The 2,590-nt window shown below is 49.3% G+C and carries 4 protein-coding genes; all 4 read left to right on the top strand.

Annotation, left to right across the window (positions count from 1 at the left end):
• Window positions 1–4 precede the first annotated feature (4 nt).
• The gene (locus ACR0P9_RS10680; RefSeq protein ID WP_432619982.1) at window positions 5–166 is read left to right on the top strand and encodes a class I SAM-dependent methyltransferase; all 162 of its coding nucleotides are present in this window, start codon (window positions 5–7) and stop codon (window positions 164–166) included.
• Between the two features lie 330 nt (window positions 167–496).
• A complete protein-coding gene (locus ACR0P9_RS10675; protein WP_418234467.1) occupies window positions 497–709 on the top strand; it encodes a FeoA family protein in 213 nt (70 codons plus the stop codon).
• A gap of 37 nt (window positions 710–746) precedes the next feature.
• Window positions 747–965, top strand: a complete 219-nt coding sequence (locus tag ACR0P9_RS10670; RefSeq protein WP_432619980.1) for a FeoA family protein — start codon at window positions 747–749, stop codon at window positions 963–965.
• Window positions 966–1,064: 99 nt separating this feature from the next.
• The coding region (feoB, locus tag ACR0P9_RS10665; protein WP_432619978.1) for a ferrous iron transporter B at window positions 1,065–2,590 on the top strand (1,526 nt) is incomplete at its 3' end.

Below are 2,590 nucleotides of genomic sequence, written 5' to 3'. Positions count from 1 at the left end.
GTGCGTGAGCATTTATTACGGCGGAGCAAGCGGCTATGAGGAGCGGGATGCCCTGCTGGAATACGTCAAGACGATAGATCCGGCACAGTATACGGTTCTCGTCACGCAGTTTGCCAATCGGGCGGGCGATCCGCCGATTCCGGTGTTTATTCACAAGGCAACATGAGAAAAGCAGGGGGAGTAAGCCCCTGCTTTTCTTCTTATTTTGGGGATAAAACGAGAAAAACTGCGGTTTTTATTTTGAGAAAATAAGAAATAGAGAAAACAATAAGAAAAAATCAGTATATGTTAACATTGGATAAAACAAAGCCTTAGCATACCCTAACAGCTGAACAAATATACCAAAAATGGCAAAGATGCCGGATTTCAAGACAAAATTGGTTGACAAAGGTACGAAAACAAGATATTATACTAGTTGATTAGCAAGAGCTAATTAGCTTTCGCGTGCGCGAAGTGTAAAGCTATGCTAAAAACATGGATGAAGGAGGAACTTATCATGATGCCATTGACATTTGCAACAGTCGGTGAGGAAAACACCATTGTGAAGATCGGCGGCAAGCCGGAGGTCAAGAAACATCTGGAAAATCTAGGCTTTGTTGTAGGAGGAACCGTAAAGGTTGTCTCTGCCATGGGCGGAAACCTGATCGTGAATGTAAAGGAAGCACGAGTGGGTATCAGTCAGGAAATGGCACAGAAAATCATGATTTGATGCCTTCGCAAAATCGAAGGGAAAGGAGAACGCAAAGATGACATTAAAAGAAGCAAAAGTCGGCAGCACGTATACCGTAGCAAAGATTACGGGCGCTGGTGCGATCAAGCGCCGCATCATGGACATGGGCATTACCAAGGGCGTTGAAGTGTACATCCGCAAGGTTGCTCCGCTGGGCGATCCGGTTGAAATCACGGTTCGTGGCTATGAGCTGTCTCTCCGCAAGGAAGACGCTGAGATGATTGAAGTCAAGTAATCTAATAGAGATTAGATTGTTTGAAAAAGAGTTTTGATTTTTGAAACGGGCGCTGTATGAGAAGCGGTTTCATCGGTGCGCGTAGAAAGGAAATGAACGATGAGTTTGACAATCGCCTTAGCCGGCAATCCGAACTGTGGTAAAACAACCCTGTTCAATGGCTTGACCGGTTCCAATCAGTTCGTCGGCAACTGGCCGGGCGTAACGGTTGAGAAAAAAGAGGGTAAGCTGAAGCAGCACAATGATGTTGTCATCACTGACCTTCCGGGCATTTATTCTCTTTCTCCGTATACGCTGGAGGAAGTAGTAGCGAGAAATTATCTGCTCGGTGAGCGTCCGGATGCCATTCTGAACATCATTGACGGCACCAACTTGGAGCGAAATCTGTACCTGACTACACAGCTGACCGAGCTGGGTATTCCGGTCGTTGTTGCGGTAAACATGATGGACATCGTCGAGAAGAACGGCGATAAGATTAACATCGAGGAGCTTGGCAGAGAGCTGGGCTGCAAGGTCGTTGAGATCTCCGCCCTCAAGGGCAGAGGCATTATGGAGGCTGCTGAGGCAGCAATCCATGCGGCAAAGAACGAAAAGACCATCCCGCAGCACACGTTCTGCGGTCCGGTTGAGCACGCGCTGGCACACATCGAAGAGCTGGTTCTGCATGATATGCCGGAAGAGCAGCAGCGTTGGTATGCCATCAAGATTTTCGAGCGCGACAGCAAGGTTCTGGAACAGCTGAACCTGTCTGAGGACGTTCTGGCACACATTGAGAAGGACATTGAAGCTGCCGAGACCGAGGAGGATGATGACTCCGAGTCCATCATCACCAACGAGCGATACGTTTATATTGCATCCATCATCAAGGGCTGCTATAAGAAGGTATCCGCTGGCAAGCTGACAATTTCCGATAAGATTGATAGAATCGTGACCAACCGAATTCTGGCCCTGCCGATTTTCGCGGTTGTCATGTTTATTGTTTACTATGTATCCGTTACCACAGTTGGTACCGCAGCTACCGACTGGGCAAATGACGGCTTGTTCGGCGATGGCTGGCATCTGTTCGGCATCGGCTCTTCCGCTTACTCTGACGTAAACGATGAGTACACCGACGCTGCTACCGTTGCAAACGGCTTTATCACCTATGAGTCTGAGCAGGGCGTAGATACCTCTGCGGTAGAAGCTGCTATGGATTCCGAGTCTGACGACTACGATCCGGAAGCTGCAAAGGCTGCTCTGACCGAGTTTGCTGCTTCTATTCCGGCTGGCACAGAAGCTACCTACTCGGTAGAGGATGAAGAGACTCTGGCAACCGAAGAGCAGACCGCTACAGTAGATGATCTGAATGCTGCGATGGAAGTGCTGGACGCAGACGGCTATGAAGCACCGGATCCGGCAAACTACGGCATTTGGATTCCGGGTGTTCCGGTATTCGTTGAAAAGGCTCTGACCAGCATTGGCTGTGCAGACTGGCTGTCCGGTCTGATTCTGGACGGTATTGTTGCCGGTGTCGGCGCGGTTCTGGGCTTTGTGCCGCAGATGCTCGTACTGTTCATCTTCTTGGCATTCCTGGAGGCTTGCGGCTACATGGCTCGTGTTGCCTTCATCATGGACCGTATTTTCCG

It is taken from the genome of Butyricicoccus sp., from assembly GCF_050872565.1.
In the GTDB taxonomy this organism is placed as follows: Bacteria; Bacillota; Clostridia; order Oscillospirales; family Butyricicoccaceae; genus Butyricicoccus_A.
The sequence above is the reverse complement of the archived record's forward strand: the minus strand, read 5'-3'. Positions and strand labels throughout refer to the sequence as shown.